This window comes from Paenibacillus sp. OK003 (assembly GCF_900109515.1).
GTDB lineage: Bacteria > Bacillota > Bacilli > Paenibacillales > Paenibacillaceae > Paenibacillus > Paenibacillus marchantiae.
The window spans coordinates 109,528-129,445 of record NZ_FOBD01000012.1; the positions used below are offsets into that span (position 1 = coordinate 109,528).

Below are 19,918 nucleotides of genomic sequence, written 5' to 3' on the forward strand. Positions count from 1 at the left end.
ATCTCCTGATTTAAATGTTTTGGTTGATTAGAGTTCTTTTGGATCTATAAATTTCACCTCTGGATACAAGTCGCTCGGTCCCTTAATCAGATTTCCACCCGTTCCTTTCAATTGCTTATCAAAGAAATCGAGTACATATTGATTTACGATGCTTGATCCTCTCTTACCATTGATGTCTCCTGTGATCCCGGACAGTTTAATCAGCTCCGAATAGAACTGAAGATCCGTGAAATTAAAGTGCTGGGTTCCTTCTACATAAATCACATTTCCCCCATGATTGATAACATTTTTCATAATGTGCAGCTCATCTGAAAGAAATTTATTTACTTCGTCATCCGAATTTCTATCATTTTCAAAATTAACTAACCAGTCTTTAAAACTTCCCGATCTGATGAACATAAACGGCTTGTTTATATCATCTCTATTTTCTACTTCATTCAGTGACCCGTCCATATTAACCCCGGCCTTGATTCGAGGATCCAAATACGTTGCATTAAACGCCGTAGCCCCCCCAAAAGAATGCCCCATCGCACCGATGTTATTTAAATCCATTTTTCCTTTGAATTGACTTTCAATTGCACCTGAATTCAGCTTTTCAATTTGATCGATTACAAACTCCACGTCTTTTGTCCATATATCCCCAATTTCTCTGCGGTCATCTATGGTTGTCATCTTTGTTGTATAGCCCGTTACACGGCCATCTGGAAAAAGGGTAGCAAAGGTGCTGTACGTATGATCGATTGTCACTACGATAAACCCATTACTGGCCAGATTTTCCGCCTGTGATGCTTGTAGAACTCTACTGGTTCCCATACCATGAGATAGCAGTACCACGGGATAAGGACTTGCAGAAGGTAATATTTCTACATTTTCATAAGAGTTGGTTTTACTATACTTCCAGTATTGGAGCACAAATTCGGGCAGTTTTAAAGAAGCAGAGAAGCTCTGAATATACGTTTTGAACATTTCTTTGTTATTTGGAAACAGCGTGTCACGCTTGTGGTTATTGCTGTTTTCAGTAGGGTACCAGACTTGAACCATTAACTCCCTCTTGTCGCTCTGATCTTCAGTTAAGACTTCGTCTCTGTTCTGGTCCGTAAAATGAAAGGTTTGAGTACCCACTTTCTCTGGACCATCAGGCTTCGGCAAATTAAAGACAGGTAAGTATACAGACAAGGCAGTAGATATCACAAGTAGAATGACGATTAGGGAAGATAAGCTATATTTCAACAGCTTTCCTATTTTTAGATTGTTCATCTTTTCGAAATGTCTGAGTAAAACAATAAGTATGAATAGGGCCGTCATGATATATACCACAAGCAACTGCCATCTGTATCCCTCAACAAACAATTGAACGAATAATATAACGCTACTTCCTATACCCAGTCCCAATCCTATTTTCTTTGCGCTTCTTTTAATAAACAATAGATCGACGAGCAAAGCGAAACAGGATAGAACTAAAAGTACTTCAAATAATCTCATTTGTATCCCCCTCTTTTCATCACGAACATTGGCCAAATTGGATATACTTATGGAAAAACCGCCCCAGAGGACGGTTTTCATATTCATTAATGAACACCTGTGAAATCACGAGTAGACTTTTAAAGGATCATTTACTTCGCTTCGCTCATGAATGCTCTAAAGTCTTCAGCAATTTCTTTAGATAACGTATGGTGCAAATAATGCTCGCCATCCATTGTGATTACTTTACCATGTACCGAATCTTTGATCTGTCCTTCATGCAAAGGTATCCACCCTTTTACACCTTCATTGTTCGCTTGAATAAAGAGAAGCAGTGGTAGGTCTTTAGGGAAGGTTAACCCTTGAGCTTCTTTGAAATTGGAAGCAATATGGTCCATCTCATTTAACATCGTGGAACTATTTGAGTTTTTATTCGACAGCATTTTCATCTGCTCTACGGTGTGCTCATCAAATGCGAGTCCAGCATAAGGGTCACCACTCAATTTAACCACTAATCTTTGGAGACCTGATTTTTTAAGAAATCCGAACATTTTTGTTGGTAATTTGCCATCCATACCCGGTTGTGTTGAAACACTGCTATCGATTCCGACAAATGCCGTCACCTCGTTTGGATATTTGTTCACATATTCAATACCGTAAATGCCTGCAATGGAATGGCCCATAAGGATATACTCGTTAATGTTAAGCTGTTGTAATGCTTCATGAACTTCAGTTATGATATTTTCTGCAGTTCGTTCTTTTTCAGTTCCATCGCTTAATCCATAACCGAAAGGTTCAACCGCCACAACTTTGTAATATGGAGATAGCTCATCGATGAGCAGCTTAAAATCAAGCGCTGGCGCAGCTGTTCCATAGCCTGGCAGAAGCACGATCGTTTCCTTGCCTTCGCCTTGAATTAACACATTCATATTTTTTCCGTCTACAGATACGTGCTGGCCGTAAGTCTCTATCTTTTTCGCCTCTGAATTGGTACTGATCACATTTGTGATATAAACAATACCTAGAAACAAAATAATGGCGATTACGATTGCTCCTAGTATTTTAAGTATAATGTTTCGTACTTTCTTGGCCTTTGATCCATTCTTCGCTTTCTTTTCCTCTGGTTGTGTCACTCTCATCTTCTCCTGTCTTGAACTGTTTGTTCGGCTTTCTTCTTTGCTGCTAATGTAATCTTAACCAATGAAAATGTACTCCCCGTGACGTCAATATGAACTGAATATGAACAAGCAAAAAAAAAACGTTTCACACACAAGAAAGCTTGCATGTGAAACGTGGCCTGAAAATTTGGTTTAGATAATCCGCTGAAAATTCTAATATACGCACCTTATCCTGTAAGCCTAACTATTCTGTTGGTGGAGTAATCGGCAACGTGACAATAAAGGTCGTACCTTGACCAGGTTCACTTTCCACTCGGATGTCCCCTTGATGAAGCGATACAATCTGTTTAACAATAGCAAGTCCCATACCACTGCCGTCATACTTGCGGCTGTGGGAACGATCCGACTTGAAAAACCGTTCGAATATGCGCTTCTGGTCTTCAAGAGGGATACCAATACCTGTGTCGGAGATTCGAATGGTCACGTTCTTGATATCCTGCTTGGTGCTGACGTGAATCACGCCGCCATCCTTGGAAAATTTGATGCCGTTGCTGAGAATATTCGTCCATACCTGATTCAACTGGTCGTGATCAGCCAAGACTTTAACGGCTTGGAGATCCAGCTCAAAATGAATGTTGCGAGCAGACCATTGTGGCTGGAGAGTTACAATGACCCGCCTGATCTGTTCATCCAGGCTGAGTGTGCTAAGCTGCGGTTGCTGTGACTGTGATTCAAGCATACTCAGCTTGAGCAGATTATCACTCATTTTGGACATCCGCTTCGCTTCGGAGATGATAATCTCAAGATATCGGTTTCGTTCGTGCTCTGCGAGGTTAACTTGTTTCAGTGCTTGAGCATAACCGGATATCGAAGTAAGGGGAGATTGAACCTCGTGTGACACATTCGTTACAAACTCCCTGCGCATCTGCTCCAACCGCTGCAAATCATGCATCATTTCTTCGAAGCTGCGTGCCAGCGTCCCCAGTTCTCCGGTTTGCTTGATATTCAGCTTAACATTGAAATCTCCAGCAGCGATCCGCTTCGTCGCTCTTGTCAGTTTTTTGATTGGACTAACCAAAAATATGGATGCTACCAGAATGATAATACTTCCTGCAAGCAATGAACAGGTTGCAAAGATCGAAGCCCATTTGACGACAAAGGAGGAAGAAGGGGGAGTGAGTGTCTCCAGGAACATTGCTTTCGTTCCCATCTCCGTTTTCACCGGCAAACCCAGAAGAACTGTCGCAATACCGTTCGGATTGTCCTGGACAACGCCTCCGTCTAACACTTTCTTAAGCCGCTCCTCCGTCACCGGAGCCAATTTATGTCCGTTAAGCTTTCCATACGACTGGAACTGACCCGTTGCATCGTACATTCGAATATAGTAGGAATCCAGTTGCTTCATCTTACTAACGAATAACTCTGCTTCGCGTAAGGGAAGGGTTTGGTAAATCTGCACAACATCTTGTCCAAAGTTACGTAAGTTGATTTGAGCGTTCTCGTTCAGTTTGTCCTCAAATATCCAAGTAGACATAAAGAAAGAAATGATCGTGCCGGCGATGACGGATACCAGAAATGTCAGGACCACACGGATATATAACGATCTAATCATTCGTAAACCTCAAGCCGGTACCCCAGACCTCGCACCGTTTCGATCCGAAAATCGGGTGTTGTCGCGAAGCGCTCACGCAGGCGTTTAATATGTACATCTATCGTTCGATCATCACCGGCGTAATCAATGCCCCAGATCTGATCAATCAATTGCTCACGTGTGTAGACTTGTCCGGGTGTTCCAGCGAGTTTATAGAGCAATTCGAACTCCTTCAGCGGCAACGTAAGCGACTCTGTTCCTCTCGTCACCTTATAGGTTTGCCGATCCAGAATGACGTTACCGAAATGGATCGTCTGCGTGGACCCGATTTTGTATCGTTTCAGTAATGCTCGTACACGAGCTGTGAGCTCTAACGGATCGAACGGTTTTGTCAGATAATCATCGGTTCCCAGTTCGAATCCCTTTACCTTCTCCCAGGTCTCGCCTCTCGCAGTCAGCATGAGCAATGGAAGATCAGGATTGGCTCTTCGCAGTTCTTTGCATAATGTCCATCCATCCATAACAGGCATCATGATATCAAGCACAACAAGATCAACATGTGTTGAGCCGTAAACGGTCAGTGCCTCCTTGCCATCCGCGGCTTCAGCCGTTTCAAATCCGTCATTTCTCAAAAATAAACAAACGAGTTCACGAATATTCGGATCATCGTCAGCAACCAGTATTGTAGGCATTTGTTTCCTCTTTTCTTGTTTCCATGTCATGTAGTCGTAACCATTATACTATTATTGATTTTGTAAAAAGCAAAAAGCAAGTAAGAAATTTAATCACGCCATTCTTTTAAAATTTTCTGCATCCCCGCCTTATTAGATCATTAATCAGCAGATTGCTCACTCCGTATGGCCTTATGTTTTGACTACCCTGCAGATTATCGCTTCTATACCTTATTTTGTACAAAAATAGCCGAATTAATTGAAAAAAAAGGACAATTGACGGACAACGTCCATCGATTACCCTTTTTATGATTATGAATGGATAGGTAGCTGTACAGTAAATGTTGCACCTTCTCCCGGTTCACTGAACACGGAGATAGTACCCTCATGCATCTCTACAATTTTATGCACGATGGAAAGTCCAAGCCCACTGCCTCCCAAGGCACGTGTACGAGATTGATCCGCTTTGTAGAACCGTTCGAATATGCGCAGCTGATCCTGCTTGGTGATACCGGGTCCACTGTCAGTAATACGCACACTGACCTTGCCATCACTTTGCGTAAGGAAAACATCAATTTTTCCGCCTTCTGGCGTGAACTTGATTGCATTATGAATCAGGTTGATCCACAACTGAATCATCAAGTCCTCATCAGCAACAATTTCAACTTCTTCCAGCTCTACGTTCATATCAATTTTTTTGTCATCCCATTGGGGTTCGCAGGCCAGAACCAGAGTCACCAGCTGCCGATCCAAGCGGTAAGATGTTTTGTGAGATGCATGCTCGGATGAATCCAGAACGGCGAGCTTCATTAAATTATCACTGAGTCTGGACAAACGAACACATTCCGTCTCAATGATCGTCAGATACTTTTCCCGTTTCTCCTGGTCCATATCTTTATTTTTCAGCGCTCTTGCGAAGCCACTGATTGACGTGAGCGGCGATCCGATCTCATGTGATACATTCGAGATGAATTCCTGACGCAGATCTTCCATCACTTTGAGATTTGCCGCCATGTCATTGATGCTTTCAACCAGCTGCACATACGGGTGGGGATTTCTCTGTCTCCCGTTTCTGTTAGCAAATTCAGGGTCCAGATTCACACGAAAATCCCCTCGGGAAATGCTTTTCAAAGCCAAAATCATCTCATTAAAAAATTCATATTGCCTGCCTTTAACCAGCGGACCGATCATTGTAATGCATAATCCAAAGAAAATGAACCCAAGCATGGCATTAATCAGAAAAGCAAGCAATTCATGCGGCTCCCATGGGATAAAGGAATACACATATCTCGTAAGGTAGAAAGCTGCTGTCCAGGAGGCAAACAGGGCCAGAGATACCAGAATGACGGTGGCAACACGAAGAAATCCAGCCTCCTGCTTCATTGCCTTACCTCCAGGCGATAGCCCAAACCTCGCATAGTACGAATGACGAAAGCATGCTGTTCCTCCGGAAACCGTTCACGAAGTCGCTTGATATGCACATCAATTGTCCTCTCGTCCCCTTCGTAATCATAACCCCAGATCTTTTCGATTAACTGATCACGTGTAAAGGTCTTGCCAGGATAACTCGCAAGGGTAAACAGCAGTTCAAATTCCTTGCGTGGCAACACAATATCCTGATCGCCTTTCTTGCACTCAAACGTATCCCCCCGCAGGACCAGTTCACCAAGCAGGATCACTTGTGAAGTCATAATCCGATAGCGTTTCAATAATGCCTTCACCCGGGCAACCAGCACCAGCGGATCAAAAGGCTTCACCAGATAATCATCCGTCCCCAGGGTAAAACCTTTGATGATCTGCGAGGTTTCCCCTTTGGCCGTTAACATCAGGAGCGGCAGATCCGTCTGCTGCCGCAACTGGCGGCATAGTTCCCATCCGTCCATGCCTGGCATCATAATATCGAGAACAACCAGATCTACCTTATGGTCAGCGAGTAATCGCAATGCATCCAAACCATCAACAGCCTCGATTACGTGCAAACCCTCCTGCTGTAAAAAATGTCCTACCAGCTCTCGGATATGCGGGTCGTCATCAACGACCAATATGCTTGTCAATGTGACCACCTCCATTTTTTCAACCTTGCCTTATACTCCACATTCTGTCAAGAAGAAGACCTTATACCATGAAGGCATAACATCTCTTTCCTGACACGCTACACTTGTTTAGCAAAATTTGATGATTTCCAATTACGTTCTGCGCATATATGCCCGCACTGTCAATGGTGCAAAAATGGCTACAATAACCGCTGCTCCGGCAAGGCTGGTCACCAGGTCTGTGCCCATTGTCCCTTGATTCGCCAATTCCCGTACAGCTGAAACCAAATGGGATATCGGATTGACATTAACTACCCACTGAAGCCAATTCGGCATCGTATCTACCGGAACGAAAGCGTTCGAAGCAAAGGTAAGCGGAAACAGCACAAGCATGGAAATCCCTTGTACACTGGACGCTGTACGTGCAATAACACCGAGAAAAGCAAAAATCCAACTGATGGCCCAAGCGCAAATAATAACCAGCAATCCTGCCAAGGCAACATGATCCAATCCACCTGCAGGGCTATATCCCAATAAATATCCAATCGTAAAGGTAAGGAACGTTGCAATGGTATAACGGATCGTGTCTGCCAGCAATGCTCCGGCCAGTGGCGCAATACGTGCTATAGGCAATGATTTGAATCGGTCGAATACCCCTTTATCCATATCCTCACGCAATTGCACACCCGTAACGACGGAGCTTGTAATTACCGTCTGCACAAGTATACCCGGAATAATGACCAACAAATAAGCTTGAATATTTCCCGAGATCGCACCACCAAAAATGTACGTAAACATCAATGTGAAAATGATCGGCTGTAGGGTAACATCGAATAATTGCTCTGGTGTTCGTCTAACCTTCAATATCCCGCGATAAGCCATCGTTAAGGAATTCCGGACAGTTTGCCCAAAGCTTGTGTATTTTCTCAGCTTACGGCTTGGATTTTGTTTCGCTATTGTACTGTTCATACTTGCAACTCCTCCACTGCTTTTGATTCTTGAGACGTATGAGACGCATTGCCACTCGCATCTTGGCCCGTAATGGTGAGAAACACTTCATCAAGTGTAGGTTTCTGGACACTCATCTCTGCCAGATCAATGCCTGCGGAACGAAAGGCAATCAGCAGATCTGCTGCAATATTCGCATTTGCCATCGGTGCAGTAATCTTCCCCGCTTCCGCTGATACGCTGGATTCTGTTCGAAGGATCTGCTCTACAATCTGACGGGCGTGTTCAATCCGTGTCGGTTCCTGGATGCGCAGTTGAAGTGATGCAGTGCCAACGGAGGCTTTCAAATCATCCACCGTACCTTCGGCCACGACATGGCCCTGATCAATTACCGCAACACGATCGGCCAACTGATCCGCTTCATCGAGATATTGTGTGGTCAGAAGCACCGTTGAACCCGTCTTGACCAACTGGCGAATGGTATTCCACATCTGTGCACGTGTCCGTGGGTCTAGTCCAGTTGTCGGTTCGTCCAAAAAGATCAGCGGCGGCTGAGCAATAAGGCTTGCTGCCAGATCCAGACGGCGCCGCATGCCTCCCGAGAACCCTTTGATTGGACGTTTCGCCGCCTCTGTCAAGCCGAACTCTTCGAGCAGCTCAGCAGTCTTGCGTTTCGCTTCTGCGCGGCCAAGACCGAGAAGCCGTGAAAATATCATCAAATTTTCGTTGGCACTAAGTGACTCGTCAACCGATGCGTATTGTCCTGTAAGTCCAATTAATTGACGTACGATATGTGACTCCTTCACCACATCATGTCCAAATATTTTGGCTGATCCTCCATCAGGCCGAAGCAGCGTGCCCAGCATACGAATGGTTGTTGTTTTGCCTGCTCCATTCGGACCCAATACGCCGTAGATCGTGCCCGCCTTTACGTTCAGATTTACACCATCCACTGCACGCTTATCTCCAAAGATTTTTACAAGCCCCTCTGCTTCAATGGCCCAATCTCCAAGTTCATTACCTGTTGCTCTTTGCTGTATGTTTGTCAATTGTGGTTCCTCCCATATCGTTTATAGGGGAAGAATAACGTACTTTTATGAACTGAATATGAATGGAATCGGAACGTTTTCCATTTCAAATCACAAAACCCCACCAAGGTCCAAATGGACATCAGCAGGGTTCGGATCGGATTTATCATTGGGAAAATATGAAATGCACATAAGGCCAGCAACCATTTGTTCCTGTAATTCATTATTTTCATCTATAGTCACTAAAACATTTGCTTGCTTCGCTTTTAATTACAAAATATTTGTAACTATAGGCATACCTCTCCACTATTCTCGAGCCTTATGTCTTACTCTCCCGATGGAATTTGAAGCGCATGATATACGATCCAATTCTCCATACCATCTGGTGACGTTGTGAAGCTATTGTGCCCTGTCGCATATACTCCATTTTCCGTACTCTTCCGAAAAAAAGGCTGCGGGGACTTGAATATACCTTCACCCTGCTCCAGATGAAACAAGTTCGGTTTAAAACGCTCGATAATCACGAAAAATAAAGTACCGTTATTTGGTATATCTCGCATCTGTATCACCCGCATTCATCGTATACCTTACCTGCATCATAATGTTCTGTTCATGATCTCCGAACTCATTGCCAAACAGGTTCATGCCTCCCTGATGCCTGGCATCCGGATGAATTCCAATGCGCAATCTTAACTTGGGTTTATCCTCCAGATGAAGATCTGACAGGGACACATCCGAAATTTTCTCCTTGTCCAGCATGGTCTTGTTGCTGTCTACACGCCATTTTTTGAGAATTCCATATTGTGTGGAGCCATCAGACCACCATGCCGGATTCAGTTTACCACGGCGGTCGCCCAAATCTCCGGGACTAGTCCACATTCCGATCTCAGTGCCATTCACCCAAACGGAAATATCCGAGGGCCAATCATTGTTATACGTCGCTACTTCAGAACAGATTTCCATGGACAAGTCCAAAGCTTCAATCGTTGCACCTTGCGGAATATCCATTGGAAGCAAATATTCCAGATAACCTTTGGCCAGCCAGATGATCTGGGCATCAATATGCTTGGGATGATAGAAGCTTGCCGGGTCGTCTTCCTTCAGAATCATGTCCTCCGTGCTCGCCATGCCGCATGTTGGCGCAACTTCACAGTCGCTGTAATGCCCTATCGGCATCTGAACTTCATAGACATTCGTATCCCGTGTAGGAAAAAAACTCACTCGATCCAGGGCAATATGAATATCATTATAATTGCGGCTGCAAACCTTCATGGCCCCGCGAGAGGCCGGAAGCATTTCCGTATGTATTAAATGGGCTGCCTCCAGCACCTTAATATGGTTGGCTACCGTTGATACGGGCAGGTTAAGTGCTTCGGCAATTTCGATAATGTTTAATTTATTGGCATTTAAAAGCTGGAGAATGTCAATCCGTGAACGAGTCGACAGGGCGTGGGTTACAGTTACCAGTTTTTCTGGGTCGTTAAAGCTGAGTTCCAGCACGTATTTTGCTCTCCTTTGAAAAAGATTAATTAAAATAATTCTACTGAATAACCGCAATAAACACAATGTTGCCAAGCTTCACCCTGCTTTCGGAGGAATTCATTTGAGAACATTTTCCACGTAATCTTTCTTATAGTAAAGGCAATGAATAAAAGTAATCTGCATTTCTTGTGAAAGGAAGAGTTATACGTGATAAGTGAACTCAATAGCTGGATCAGGCATATTGCTTCTAACTATATATTGATTATTGCGGCAGCTGTTATTTTCTTCGCGATTAAGGCTGTAATTGGATTCTATACCTACAAGCATTACAACAAACAATTGGACCATCTGCACGATAAAGTCGATCTGCTCATCAAGGAACAGCAGCTTCTCGCCCAGCAGTTTTCCGTTCCTCATGGAAACAGAGATATGACGCAAAAAGAAGACCACTTCGAGTCTTCATCGCAACCTCCTCTAATGTGATCTTCTCTTATAATATGGTATGGTTACTGCGGTAAATCTCTCTCTACTCTGTTACATAAACAGCTCAATATAACTTGAACGTTATAAAAGCCGTAGATCGGATGTAGTTAAACATCCAATTACGGCTTTTTTGTATTCACTTTATGATACGAGTCTCTTTCTCTTAATGCACAATCTTCACAGGCAAGTGCGTCAGAGATTGGCCTGGAGCCGAGACGGTAAGGTTGTTTTCCAAATCAAATGATTCAACCGATTCGATGAAAGGCACCCTTTCTACAAATGCGGTCAAAGCAACACTCAATTCCATTCTCGCCAGAGGAGCACCCAGACAGAAATGTGGACCATTCCCAAAGGTAAGGTGCTTTTTGTTATTGGGACGGTGAATGTTTAAGTCGAACGGATTTTCAAATACGGTATCATCCATATTCGCCGCACTCATCCAGGAAATGACGACATCCCCTTTTTTCAATTCTACACCCAACAGATTATTATCCTTCTTCACGGTCCGGTGCCGCTTGGCGTTATGGAAGCGATAACGAAGCATCTCTTCCACGGCAAGTGGGATCAGCTCAGGGTTCTCTCGTAATTGCACATACAAGTTGGGGTCATCATATAGAAATGAATAAAATGTACTGGATACCATGTGACTGGTTGTTTCGATACCCGCCCCGAGCAAAAGCATTGTGGTTCGAACAACCTCATCATCGGAAAACTTCTCGCCGTCCACATCGACTTTCAACAGATCCGTAATGATATCATCGCCAGGCTGAGTACGTTTCTGAACGACAATAGGGTACAGGAATTGGTAATACTCCTGCGCTGCGGCCTGCTTTTTCTTTTCCATTGCCTCTGCATCTTCTCTATTGGCGGGTTGAAACAGAATATCTACCCAGCTTTTGAAGCGATGGCTGTCCGTGAGCGGAATGCCCAACAAATCAGACATAACCATGGAAGGTAATGGTGCTGCGAGTGCCTGTACGATGTCGATCGTTGTATTGAGCTCGATATCCTCCACCAGCTGCTTCGCAATGTTCCGAATCCGAGGCTCCCAATTTTTCAAGCTGCGGGGTGTAAAAGCAGCAGAGAGCAACGAACGGCTTTTTTGATGACGCGGAGGATCTATACTCGAAATATTCATTTTGTCCGGCGGTGTGCCTTCCTTGTTTTTAGCTCCAACTGAAATGGTTGTTCTTGAGCCTTCGGATGAAAAATATTCATGATTGCTTAGTACCTGCTTGACATCGTCATATCTGAACACATTCCAGGTATCCGTATCCTCATGATAGTAGATTGGTTTCTCCGACAACATTTTCCGAAACCAGTGAAGAGGAAAAAACTCTTCCGATCTGGACTGGAAATTGGTTATATCGTGAACACGTATCACTTCTTTGTACATCCAGTACACCGCCTCTCGAACTATTTTGTTCCATTGGAAAGAGGGATTTCGTCCATGCCTCTGATCATCACGCCCTGGCTTAACTCTTCATAGACAGGAAACAGACGGATTACAAATGAATTCGGAGTTAAGAAAATTTACCTTGGTGCGGATTGACTTTAGCTGCGGATTATCGGTCACCTTCATTCCTCCTTTGGTTGGCACATGAATTGACAGTTCAGCGCACAACCAATTTTATACTAACCGTATATTATTTGGAATGAATCTTTCGAACCAAATTCATAATTTGGATAATTCAAGGTGTTTTTTTATACTGTTAGTATATTTAATAACGAGAATAAAGAAGGAATCTGCAGTAGATCCATTTTTCGCCGATCGGGAAGCAAGGGTTATGTACATTGGGGCAAAATAAACAAACTCAAGAAATGTAAACATCATTTATACAGGATTACAACCAGGCAGGGAGCAACATGTCTAAACCTCATATGTGGACCATATGGTTTACTATGGTATGCTTGAACACTAGACTCATTGTTTGCACATCGGGGTTACACGTTCGGGAGGGATACAGTGAATTGGATACGTCCAGTGAATAGAGGAGAATCTGTTTTTAAAGTTAAAAATAATCGCATTATCTACTTTGCAAAATTATCTATTCCACTTAATGCCCTTATCGCAGTTGGAAAAATACTTTTGGGAATCTTCTCGCTCTCCTTCTTTTTATGCATTAACGCCTTTTATAATATCGGCATCGCTGTTGCCAAGTATTACGCAGCAAAAGCACATGAGGACTCGAATCTTGATGATTCCAGCCCGGAGGAAATCTTGAAAAAACAATACGCTGCATATCGATTTATAGGCAATATAGTACTCGCTTCAAGTGTGGTCTACATCATCTATTGCAGCAAGTTATTATTCGTTACAGGCAGCAGGACGCATTATCCTCAATATGTCGCCTTCATCATAGCTGCCGTTACTTTTACCGAAATCGCGGTTTCTCTTGGGGGCGCCATTATGGCGAGACGAAATAATGAGCCGGTCATCGAAGCCATCAAACTGACGAACTTCTCCTCATCATTGATCTCACTTTCATTAACACAAACTGCGATCATGTCATTTTCCTACAAAGGAGATCCTACCTTTTACAATGGACTGTCAGGCATCATTTTTGGTGCTCTGGCAGCACTCATCGGGCTGTATATGATATTACGAACTCCAACAGGAGATTAGCCACGTTATAATCTGTTGAAAAGACATCTGCGTATAGTTGAGCCTGACTATACCGGATGTTTTTTTGTTAAATCAAGTCATTGTACGAATACGCTCGAATTAAAGAGAACTGTTTGGCAAGAAAATGCGGTGCATAAGGCATGTCATTGCGAAGCCACGATACAATGGTGCCAATCAGGGCTGAGGAACTGTACCAGATGGCAATCTCCTTATGAATACCCGCTTGTGAAAGAGAGCTCCCCAGCTCCAAGCTTTCGATCTTGGCTGAAACGAGTTTTGTTAGCAATTTCAATAGTCTCTCCGTAAAAATAGGTGTTCGTCTGGACGCGAGAACGACGCGATAGAATTTGGAATGGTCAGCAAAGTGTTCAAGCAATTTCACTAGTACTGGCCAACCATCATCTTTGGCGGCATCCTCAAATTGAGGAGCATGTTCGTCCACAATCCGTTCAATGTGCTCAATCATCTCATCCGCCATTTTCTCCATCATGTCTGTGATGTCCCGATAATGCAAATAGAAGGTCACGCGGTTGATCGTCGCTCGTTCTGCAATTCGATTGACGGATAATTTCTCGATGTCCATTTCCTGCAAAAGATCTACAAAAGCATCACGAATCAACTGTCTTGTGCGAAGTATACGAGGATCAGTGGCAGATTTCTTATCGTTTTTCATGCAAAATCACTCCTCAAATTTTAAAAATTACAATTTTAAATGATCAGTCGTTTATTTCCGTATTAGGCGACATATTTTATTAATCCGTAAAATAAGCAACGAAAATACCCAAAATCGTAAATTGTAATCTGCGGGAATATGTATATAATTCAATAAATACAATGTAAACTATACAACACGTTGTAAATTTAGTCACGTGTAGATTGAAAGGATGGAATGGATTGAGTCAGGCTAGATTAAAAGAAAGAGATGACGTAAAAAAGGGCCCCATACTGTTTGTTATGATTTTGGGTGCATTTCTTGCCACATTGAACCAAACCGTTATGAGTGTGGCAACTCCGGAGCTGATGGGTGATTTTAATATCTCAGCAGCAACAGCCCAATGGTTTACGACAGGCTACATGCTGGTGAATGGTGTACTCATTCCCATCACGGCCTATTTCATGCAACGCTTTTCGACAAGGCAATTATTTCAAGCTTCGATGTTTATTTTCCTCATCGGTACGATTATATCTGCCCTTGCGAGTAACTTCGGTACACTGTTGACTGGACGTATGGTTCAAGCAGCCGGTGCCGGTATTATCATGCCATTGTTAATGCATGTCATTCTTACCTTGTTCACTCCTGAGAAAAGGGGCGCCGCGATGGGCATGGTCGGCTTTGCCATCATTTTCGCTCCAGCGATTGGGCCAACCCTTGCTGGTTATATTCTTGAGAACTACACATGGCAAACGATGTTTTACGGGATGATCCCACTAACCGTTATTGTTATTGGTTTTGCGTTTGTATATCTCAAAAATGTATCGGAACGAGTCAATCTCAAGTTCGACACACTCAGCGTAATGCTGTCCACGATTGGATTCGGCGCATTGCTGTATGGCTTCAGCCGGGCAGGAAGTCTGGGATGGTCAAGCGCAGAAGTCATCATATGCCTTGCAGCAGGAGTTATTGCTCTTGGACTGTTCACATGGAGACAGCTCGCGTCTGCAAATCCGCTGCTCGATCTGCGGGCTTTCAAGTATAATATGTTCTCTCTGACCACGATCATTAATATCGCGATCACGATGATCATGTATGCTGATATGATGTTGCTTCCTTTATACCTCCAAAATGCACGGGGTTACACGGCATTGGAGTCCGGGTTATTATTGCTTCCAGGAGCGCTTGTCATGGGCTTCCTGATGCCAATAACGGGCAGATTGTTTGACCGGTTTGGCGCAAAATGGCTGGCGATTATCGGGATGGTTATCACGATCGTAACCACGATCGGGTTCATCGATCTAACCGATTCTACCAGCTATACCTACCTTGTATTGATGTCAACAGGTCGTCGGATTGGTATGGCCCTGCTCATGATGCCAATCCAAACGGCAGGTTTGAATCAACTGCCACCACGACTAGGACCACACGGTACAGCGATATCCAATACCGTCAGACAAGTAGCTGGCGCTGTGGGTACTTCATTGCTCGTAAGTGTAATGACCAGTCGCACAACGGCACATGTACAGGATATGGTGGCAACGGGCGCAGCCAAAGGTTTAACCCAGCAGCAATTGGGAATGGAATCCATGATCCAGGGAATTAATGATGCTTACGTTGTCATTATCGGCATTGCCGTTCTTGGATTGCTCCTTTCCTTCTTCATCAAACGTACCAAACAAGCGACGGAGGAAGACTCCAAACAGCCTGTAAGACAAAAAGTCTCGATGAATACAAATTAAGAGCAATATTTACATGAATTACATCATGTAGAGCCTATTGTATCTTATATAAAAAGCGGCAGATCAGGACACTAAGCTTTACGTCCAATCTGCCGCTTTTTTGTGGTGTATTACATAATATAAATGAACAATTTGCCTGCACACGTAAGTAAGAACAGCTGCGTTAACTCGTTCTCTCCATGAGGATCTGCCTGAATTGTTCGAGATACGATCTGCAGTCTTTGACAATCCTGTTTGCCTCACACTGAAGAGAAGACGATTCAAATTCCGTTTGAAACGCCTGTAGCGTTACTTCCAACATGGAGATATTGATCTCTTTCTGCTCAACTAAAACAAGCAGCCCTTTGGTCAGTTCTTTCGCTTTAATAGGTACTTGCAATTGGAGAATAGAATGACTGAATTTCTGAAGACCTGCAATCAGATTGTTTTTATCCAGCATAAGTTCTTTGGAATCAGGAGCGATCATCGAAAGACTTGGAAAGTCAATAATATGCTCCTGTCTTTCCAGCATGGCACGAAGCAAAATTTCAATGTAGTTCAGGATTTTGGGCACAAGATGCTTCCAATCCGGCTGGTCAAGATGGAAGTTTCTCCACATATTCGAGATTTGATGAATCATGCCAAAACCAAAAATGGCCCCTTCATAAGCGAAAGGTTTTAATTCTTCACCAAATACCTGTACCAGTCGTTCAGATAACCAATTGATCTGCATGCGAGTCAAATGTTCCAGATCGCACTCGCCAGAGTAGAAGCCTGTCCAGAATAGCTCCACAACAAGCTTTTTTTCCGGCAAAATCATCGGCACCATAATCTGATCCACCAGTAGATCAAAATCGGAAGCATAGCTTTGGCTCTCCAAATCTTTGCGAATCATCATGTCTTCCTGTACACGCTGCTCCAGAATGGCAAGAATACAATCATCCTTTGAACCAAAGAATTTGTAAAATGTTCCTTTGGACACACCTGACTCGTCTAGGATCATCTGTATGGAGGTGTTGGTTACTCCATATTTCTCAAAGAGCACAAGTGCTGAGTCCAATAACATTTGTTTCCGTTTATTCATAAGTTCCCCCTGGATGAGTTAGGTGGTTCACGTTACAGTATTCAACAATCTACTGCAAATCCACTGCAAACATCACATGTTCCTTCCATATTCCCTTGATTTTAATATTCTGCCGATCCGTCTCCTGAAAGCCCGCCTTGCGAAGCACTCGAATCGATCCGGCATTGTCGGGCAGCGCACCTGCCTCCACTCGTTTTATGCCCGCTTCATTCACGGCAAAATCCAGTGCTAGCTGAAGGGCTTCACTCATATATCCCTTGCCATTCTGCACCTGATCAAGCACATAACCAACAATCCATTTGGCGGTGGAATCCAGTTCAAGCTCGAACAGAGAGATCTCCCCAATAAGCTCATGCGTATGGTTCAGAAAGATCCCGAAAGAGTACCGTTTCCCTTCTTCCCTTGCCTTGTTCCAGCCTTCAAGAAGGGCGATCTGACCCTCCAGTGTATAGAATGTCTCTGATCGTTCACTTGCCGATATCTCTTCGAAAACAGCCCGGTTACGGAACTGCAAATCCAGCAGTGTCGGCGCGTCCTCCACGTTCAAAAATCGTAAATAGATGCGTTCTCCACGATTGTTCATCTGTATGTTCATCCTTATCTCTGGTTGTAGTAGATTGCATTCATCAGAAGTACGAGAGTTGCCGTTTATAAGCCATATCCCAGAACAGATATTCAAATTCAACACTTCTTCTGAATATGTCTTCAATGACCTCCAGCTCCTGCTCGGTTTTATGTTCACATAATGCATCCAGTGTATCATAGAACCATTCGAATGAGTCGCGGAATTCATCACTTGCATAATTTTCGATCCAAGTCTGATAGAAATTGCCCTCTAATGAATCTCGATATTGTTCTTTTAATCTTGTGGCATAGTCGTAATACGTCCACGCACAAGGGAAAATGACGGCGATGATTTCGGCAACCCCACCTGTTTGTGCAACACTCATCATATTCGACGTATACGCCTTGTTGTAAAGAGAGGGTTTGACAGCATGATTTTCATCCAGCGTAATTCCGAATTCCTTCATATAATTTCGATGCAAATCCATTTCTTTGTATAAAATAGCGTGTTGAATCACGGTAAAGTTCGTCATCAGTTTTTCATCTGTCGCCTTCACCGCACCCATGGCAAAAATCTTCGCATATTCAATCAGATATGTATAGTCCTGAAGAAGATAAAACTTAAACGCTTCCTGATCCAGTGTGCCTTTCCCCATTTCGTGTAAAAAGGGATGATTGTACCCATCTTCCCATACGGTTATGGACTTATCTTTTAACCTTCTTGAAAATGACATGATCATTTCTCCTTGTATTAAAATTATAATGTCCCAGCTTCACATCCAGCTATCGCGTTCTGTCACCCAAAATGCAAACCAAAAAGCCCTTGACCTATTTTCGGCAAGGGCAAAATAACATGAGTACATGTCATTTGCTCCCTACGTCAGTATTAACTAACAGGTTCAAAGGGTCAGGTTTTAACCTTCTCAACTGCGAACAGTCCCCCTGCAAATAGCTCAGGCTTATTACAACATGTGTTTTTCCAAATGTCAAACTATTCCTTTTAATCTTCAAGTTCCCCTAACTCTTCTTGCAAGTTCTTAAGTCGGGTGCGGATATCCTCAATCATACTTTGTACCTTGTTTAACTCCTCCACCCATTTTTGCTCATTAGAGACGTTCGTCGCTGAAGTTGCATGATACGCTGGAGACGTCCTTAACTTGTCTAATTCCGATTCGTAACCCCTCCGCTCTTCCTCGGCTTTTGCTAATTCCTCCTCGGCGATGCCAATCTGGTGCTCCAGATAAATAATGTCTGATGAGTTGCCGTGAGTTAAGCGCTGTGAATACGTCATCGTTCACCTCATTTCTGATCATCCATTGCTTTTCCAAGGTCATATGGCTGAATATCAATATCCAAATCCATACCCAGAGCTAATTTGGCAAGTTGACTTCCAATAAAAGGCCCCATCGTTAGCCCAGACGCTCCAAGCCCGTTGGCTGCGATCAAGCCATTCCAACCAGGAACAGCACCCATCACCGGAAGAAAACCTGGTGTAAACGGACGAAAACCTACTCTTACTTCCTGAAACGTGCTATCCGCTAAACCGGGAGCCAGTTCCAATCCTTTATTCAAAATTTCCTGCATTCCGCCTGCGGTTACTCTTATATCATAGCCTTCAATATCATTTTCGTGAGTCGCCCCGATCACAATCTTCTGTTGATCAAAGGCTAACAGATATTGATCCGAAGGAGGCATGACCACAGGCCAGTTCCCCGTGTCTTCTCGATCATGAACCTGCAAATGCATAATTTGCGCCTTCTGATAATGAACCTTAAAATCAATGCCCAAGGGCCTCAACAGTTCACTAGCCCAAGCGCCGGCACACACAATAACCTCGTCAGCCGATATGACTTTACCGTCAACAACCACTCCAGTTACTCGGTCCGATTCATATTGAAGTGTCGCATCCCCATTAATCAGGACCGCTCCATTTCGCTGTGCCGATCGGATTAAGGCATCACGCAGTGCACGTCCATCGATACGCGCAGCACCACTGATGTAGACGGACTGAAAGTTCTCCTCCAGGAGAGGAAAACGCTCATGGGTTTCTTTTGCATCCAGACGGGTAATATCGGCAATCTCCGGTGCATCTTCTTTACGAAGGTGTGCTCGCTCCTGCATCTTGTTGATTTTCTCTACATCCGTATGAATACTAAGAGCACCCACTTGAGCGTAACCCGTTTCCGTTTCCCCTTCACTCTTGAGTTCTTCAATCAAACCGGGATAAAAACGTGCACCCGCCTTGGCAAGCTGATACCAATCCTGATTGCGGCGCTGAGATAACCAGGGACAGATGATCCCGGCAGCAGCATCCGTAGCCTGCCCTCGATCTTTCCGGTCTATAATAAAAACTTCCGCACCCCGTTTTGCCAATTGATATGCTGTGGAAGCCCCAAGAATTCCTGATCCTACGACGATGACTTTCTTCATGACTGCATCCCTTTCCTAAATCACTG

Annotated in this window: 19 protein-coding genes, 1 pseudogene and 1 riboswitch; of the genes and pseudogenes, 3 read left to right on the top strand and 17 right to left on the bottom strand. The window is 43.8% G+C overall.

Annotation, left to right across the window (positions count from 1 at the left end; translation table 11 throughout):
• Positions 1-27 precede the first annotated feature (27 nt).
• The 10 genes and pseudogenes from BMW94_RS19500 to BMW94_RS19545 form a co-directional block, all read right to left on the bottom strand.
• Complete coding sequence (locus BMW94_RS19500; protein ID WP_254790303.1) at positions 28-1,569, bottom strand: alpha/beta hydrolase family protein; 1,542 nt, start codon at positions 1,567-1,569, stop codon at positions 28-30.
• A 44-nt stretch (positions 1,570-1,613) separates the two neighbouring features.
• Entirely contained in the window at positions 1,614-2,594 is a 981-nt protein-coding gene (locus BMW94_RS19505; RefSeq protein WP_091000613.1) for an alpha/beta fold hydrolase, read from the bottom strand.
• Between the two features lie 229 nt (positions 2,595-2,823).
• Positions 2,824-4,191 (bottom strand): sensor histidine kinase, encoded by a 1,368-nt coding sequence (locus tag BMW94_RS19510; RefSeq protein WP_091000614.1) that lies wholly within the window; start codon positions 4,189-4,191, stop codon positions 2,824-2,826.
• Entirely contained in the window at positions 4,188-4,862 is a 675-nt protein-coding gene (locus tag BMW94_RS19515) for a response regulator transcription factor (protein ID WP_091000615.1), read from the bottom strand. The genes BMW94_RS19510 and BMW94_RS19515 overlap by 4 nt, the downstream gene beginning before the upstream one ends.
• A gap of 291 nt (positions 4,863-5,153) precedes the next feature.
• The gene (locus tag BMW94_RS19520) at positions 5,154-6,224 is read right to left on the bottom strand and encodes a sensor histidine kinase (protein ID WP_091000616.1); all 1,071 of its coding nucleotides are present in this window, start codon (positions 6,222-6,224) and stop codon (positions 5,154-5,156) included.
• Positions 6,221-6,895, bottom strand: a complete 675-nt coding sequence (locus BMW94_RS19525) for a response regulator transcription factor (protein ID WP_091000617.1) — start codon at positions 6,893-6,895, stop codon at positions 6,221-6,223. The genes BMW94_RS19520 and BMW94_RS19525 overlap by 4 nt, the downstream gene beginning before the upstream one ends.
• 132 nt (positions 6,896-7,027) lie before the next feature.
• Positions 7,028-7,843 (bottom strand): ABC transporter permease, encoded by an 816-nt coding sequence (locus BMW94_RS19530; protein WP_091000618.1) that lies wholly within the window; start codon positions 7,841-7,843, stop codon positions 7,028-7,030.
• On the bottom strand, positions 7,840-8,862 hold the full coding sequence (locus BMW94_RS19535; protein WP_091000697.1) for an ATP-binding cassette domain-containing protein: 1,023 nt from the start codon (positions 8,860-8,862) through the stop codon (positions 7,840-7,842). Before BMW94_RS19535 ends, BMW94_RS19530 begins: the two co-directional genes overlap by 4 nt.
• Positions 8,863-9,176: 314 nt before the next feature.
• Positions 9,177-9,314: pseudogene (locus BMW94_RS30240) on the bottom strand (alpha-N-arabinofuranosidase); the annotation flags it as partial.
• A 76-nt stretch (positions 9,315-9,390) separates the two neighbouring features.
• A complete protein-coding gene (locus tag BMW94_RS19545; RefSeq protein ID WP_091000620.1) occupies positions 9,391-10,350 on the bottom strand; it encodes an ArsR/SmtB family transcription factor in 960 nt (319 codons plus the stop codon).
• Between the two features lie 189 nt (positions 10,351-10,539).
• Between BMW94_RS19545 and BMW94_RS19550 the strand changes: the two genes are divergently transcribed.
• Positions 10,540-10,815, top strand: coding sequence for a hypothetical protein (locus BMW94_RS19550; RefSeq protein ID WP_091000621.1), 276 nt, complete (start codon positions 10,540-10,542; stop codon positions 10,813-10,815).
• Between the two features lie 163 nt (positions 10,816-10,978).
• On the opposite strand, the gene BMW94_RS19555 is transcribed toward BMW94_RS19550, so the two are convergent.
• Positions 10,979-12,211, bottom strand: coding sequence for a cytochrome P450 (locus tag BMW94_RS19555; protein WP_091000622.1), 1,233 nt, complete (start codon positions 12,209-12,211; stop codon positions 10,979-10,981).
• 570 nt (positions 12,212-12,781) lie between these two features.
• On the opposite strand from BMW94_RS19555, the gene BMW94_RS19560 reads away from it, so the two are divergent.
• Positions 12,782-13,441: a hypothetical protein gene (locus BMW94_RS19560; protein WP_091000623.1), complete on the top strand. Its 660-nt coding sequence runs from the start codon at positions 12,782-12,784 to the stop codon at positions 13,439-13,441.
• A 67-nt stretch (positions 13,442-13,508) separates the two neighbouring features.
• Here the strand turns inward: BMW94_RS19560 and BMW94_RS19565 are convergent, their stop codons facing one another.
• Entirely contained in the window at positions 13,509-14,114 is a 606-nt protein-coding gene (locus BMW94_RS19565) for a TetR/AcrR family transcriptional regulator (protein ID WP_091000624.1), read from the bottom strand.
• A 281-nt stretch (positions 14,115-14,395) separates the two neighbouring features.
• Here BMW94_RS19565 and BMW94_RS19570 point away from each other — a divergent pair, with 281 nt between their 5' ends.
• Entirely contained in the window at positions 14,396-15,835 is a 1,440-nt protein-coding gene (locus tag BMW94_RS19570; RefSeq protein WP_091000698.1) for a DHA2 family efflux MFS transporter permease subunit, read from the top strand.
• Positions 15,836-15,998: 163 nt separating this feature from the next.
• Here BMW94_RS19570 and BMW94_RS19575 read toward each other — a convergent pair whose 3' ends face one another.
• From BMW94_RS19575 to BMW94_RS19595, 5 genes are all read right to left on the bottom strand, one after another.
• Positions 15,999-16,898 carry a TetR/AcrR family transcriptional regulator gene (locus BMW94_RS19575; RefSeq protein ID WP_091000625.1) on the bottom strand — a complete coding sequence of 300 codons (900 nt, stop codon included), beginning with the start codon at positions 16,896-16,898 and terminating at the stop codon, positions 15,999-16,001.
• Positions 16,899-16,947: 49 nt separating this feature from the next.
• Positions 16,948-17,481: a GNAT family N-acetyltransferase gene (locus BMW94_RS19580; protein ID WP_091000626.1), complete on the bottom strand. Its 534-nt coding sequence runs from the start codon at positions 17,479-17,481 to the stop codon at positions 16,948-16,950.
• Positions 17,482-17,524: 43 nt separating this feature from the next.
• A complete protein-coding gene (gene tenA, locus BMW94_RS19585; protein WP_091000627.1) occupies positions 17,525-18,196 on the bottom strand; it encodes a thiaminase II in 672 nt (223 codons plus the stop codon).
• Positions 18,197-18,317: 121 nt separating this feature from the next.
• Positions 18,318-18,416: riboswitch (TPP riboswitch) on the bottom strand.
• A gap of 46 nt (positions 18,417-18,462) precedes the next feature.
• Positions 18,463-18,753, bottom strand: a complete 291-nt coding sequence (locus tag BMW94_RS19590) for a hypothetical protein (protein ID WP_091000628.1) — start codon at positions 18,751-18,753, stop codon at positions 18,463-18,465.
• 8 nt (positions 18,754-18,761) lie between these two features.
• Positions 18,762-19,892 (bottom strand): NAD(P)/FAD-dependent oxidoreductase, encoded by a 1,131-nt coding sequence (locus tag BMW94_RS19595; protein ID WP_091000629.1) that lies wholly within the window; start codon positions 19,890-19,892, stop codon positions 18,762-18,764.
• Positions 19,893-19,918: the final 26 nt, after the last annotated feature.